This is a genomic window from Pseudomonas sp. P7548, from assembly GCF_013386585.1.
Lineage (GTDB): Bacteria > Pseudomonadota > Gammaproteobacteria > Pseudomonadales > Pseudomonadaceae > Aquipseudomonas.
Genome location: NZ_JACARO010000154.1, coordinates 1 through 2,893 on the forward strand (window position 1 = coordinate 1; position 2,893 = coordinate 2,893).

2 protein-coding genes are annotated in these 2,893 nt (G+C 60.9%); one reads left to right on the forward strand and one right to left on the reverse strand.

Annotated elements, in window-relative coordinates; translation table 11 throughout:
• Nucleotides 1-45: 45 nt before the first annotated feature.
• Complete coding sequence (locus HX803_RS31750) at nt 46-2,244, reverse strand: OsmC domain/YcaO domain-containing protein (protein WP_178926020.1); 2,199 nt, start codon at nt 2,242-2,244, stop codon at nt 46-48.
• A gap of 133 nt (nt 2,245-2,377) precedes the next feature.
• Here HX803_RS31750 and HX803_RS31755 point away from each other — a divergent pair.
• On the forward strand, nt 2,378-2,893 hold a 516-nt coding region (locus tag HX803_RS31755; protein ID WP_178926021.1), incomplete at its 3' end, for a LysE family translocator.

A 2,893-nucleotide genomic window follows, 5' to 3' on the forward strand; every position in this document is an offset into this window, starting at 1 on the left:
TCGCAGCCTCGCTAAAGCTCTACAACTCCCACAGGTGACCTTGTGTCAGGCCGAGGTGATGTTGGCCCGCGCGGCGTGCAGCTTCTTGTAGCTTTCGATCAGGCGCTGATGGCGGTCCAAACCTTCGAGCTTCAGGCTGGTCGGCGTCAGGCCATAGAAGCGCACGTCACCAGTGACCGAGCCAATCACCGCGTCCATACGCTCATTGCCAAACATGCGGCGGAAGTTGGCTTCGTAGTCGTCCAACTCAAGATCGTCGTCCAGTTCCATCTCCAGCACCGCATTCATCGCCTGGTAAAACAGGCCGCGTTCGACGGTGTTGTCGTTGTACTGCAGGAACATCTCCACGCACTCCTTGGCCTCTTCATATTGTTTCAAGGCCAGGAAGATCAGCAGCTTCAACTCCAGGATGGTCAACTGCCCCCACGCGGTGTTGTCGTCGAATTCGATGCCGATCAGCGTGGTGATGTCGGTGTAGTCGTCCAGCTCACTTTCGATCAGGCGCTCAAGCAACGCTTGCAACTCATCGTCGTCGAGGCTGTGCAGGTTGAGGATGTCGGCCCGGAAGAACAGCGCCTTGTTGGTGTTGTCCCAGATCAGGTCGTCCACCGGATAGATTTCCGAGTAGTCCGGCACGAGGATGCGGCAGGCGGTGGCGCCGAGGTGTTCGTACACGGCCATGTACGACTCCTTGCCCATGCCTTCGAGAATGCCGAACAAGGTTGCGGCTTCCTGGACGTTGGAGTCTTCGCACTGGCCGGTGAAGTCCCACTCGACAAACTCGTAATCCGACTGAGCACTGAAGAAGCGCCACGACACCACGCCGCTGGAGTCGATGAAGTGCTCGACAAAGTTGTTCGGCTCGGTCACTGCCTGGGCTTCGAAGGTCGGCGCCGGCAAGTCGTTCAGGCCTTCGAAGCTACGGCCTTGCAGCAGCTCAGTGAGGCTGCGCTCCAGCGCCACTTCCAGGCTCGGGTGCGCGCCAAACGAGGCAAACACGCCACCGGTGCGCGGGTTCATCAGGGTCACGCACATCACCGGAAACTCACCGCCCAGGGACGCGTCCTTGACCAGTACCGGGAACCCTTGCGCTTCCAGGCCCTGGATGCCGGCCAGGATACCCGGGTACTTGGCCAGCACTTCGGCAGGCACGTCCGGCAAGGCAAATTCACCTTCGATGATTTCGCGTTTCACCGCCCGTTCGAAGATCTCCGACAGGCACTGCACCTGCGCTTCGGCCAGGGTGTTGCCGGCGCTCATGCCGTTGCTCAGGTAAAGGTTTTCGATCAGGTTGGACGGGAAATACACCACTTCACCGTCCGACTGGCGCACGAACGGCAGCGAGACAATGCCGCGTGCCTCATTGCCCGAGTTGGTGTCGAACAGATGCGAACCGCGCAATTCGCCCTCGCGGTCGTAGACCTTGCGGCAGTAGGCATCGAGAATTTCGCTTGGCAGCTCGTCGTTGGGGCCCGGCTGGAACCAGCGCTCATCCGGGTAATGCACGAACGGCGCGTTGGCCAGTTCCTCGCCCCAGAATTGGTCGTTGTAGAAGAAGTTGCAGTTGAGCCGCTCGATGAACTCGCCCAGGGCCGACGCCAGTGCGCCTTCCTTGGTGGCGCCCTTGCCGTTGGTGAAACACATCGGCGAGTGCGCGTCGCGAATGTGCAGCGACCACACGTTGGGCACGATATTGCGCCACGAGGCGATTTCGATCTTCATGCCCAAGCCCGCCAAAATGCCGGACATGTTGGCGATGGTCTGCTCCAGCGGCAGGTCCTTGCCCGCAATGTAGGTCCCGCCGTCGGAGGTCGAGTTGGGCATCAGCAAGGCCTGGGCATCGGCGTCGAGGTTTTCCACTTCCTCGATCACGAACTCGGGGCCGGCCTGCACCACTTTCTTCACGGTGCAACGGTCGATGGAGCGCAGGATGCCCTGGCGGTCCTTGTCGGAGATGTCGGCCGGCAGCTCGACCTGGATCTTGAAGATCTGGTTGTAGCGGTTTTCCGGGTCGACGATGTTGTTCTGCGACAGGCGGATGTTCTCGGTGGGGATGTTGCGCGTCTGGCAGTACAACTTCACAAAGTACGCCGCACACAACGCCGACGACGCCAGGAAATAGTCGAACGGACCCGGGGCCGAACCGTCGCCTTTGTAGCGGATCGGCTGGTCGGCAATCACCGTGAAATCGTCGAACTTGGCTTCAAGTCGTAGGTTGTCGAGAAAGTTGACCTTAATTTCCATGCGGGCACACCAGAATAACGGGCTAAACAAAATGGCCGCTATTATGAAGTTTTTTGCCGGGAAGTCCCGGGGTTTTCCGCGTTGGCTGCCGATCGGTTAACGTGTGCCCTATCCACCTTGAGGCCTGCGCTCCATGTCCATTGCCGATAACCTCCTCGCCTTCACCTTCGCCGCCACCCTGCTGACCCTCACCCCGGGGCTCGACACGGCATTGGTGCTGCGCACCGCCACGGTGGAAGGCAAGCGCCAGGCGCTGCAGGCCACCCTGGGGATCAATGCCGGCTGCCTGCTCTGGGGCGCGGCGGTTGCCTTTGGCCTGGGCGCGTTGATCGCCGTGTCGGAGGTGGCCTTCAACGTACTGAAATACTGCGGCGCGGCCTACCTGGCCTGGCTGGGCTTGAACATGCTGTTGCGCCCGCGCCGTTCATTGTCGCCGGCCGAAGCCGACGGCAAGCCCGGCAGCAACTGGTTCCTCAAGGGCATGCTGGGCAACGTGCTGAACCCCAAGGTCGGGATCTTCTACGTGTCGTTCCTGCCGCAGTTCATCCCCCAGGGCCATTCGCTGATCGCCTGGACCTTCGGCCTGGTCAGCATCCATGTGGTGCTGGGCCTGGTGTGGTCGCTGGTGTTGATTGGCGCCACGCGGCCA

Bases quoted from the DNA above. Each gene is read 5' to 3' on its own strand.
- HX803_RS31750 (WP_178926020.1), bottom strand. From the start codon at position 2,244: ATGGAAATTAAGGTCAACTTTCTCGACAACCTACGACTTGAAGCCAAG.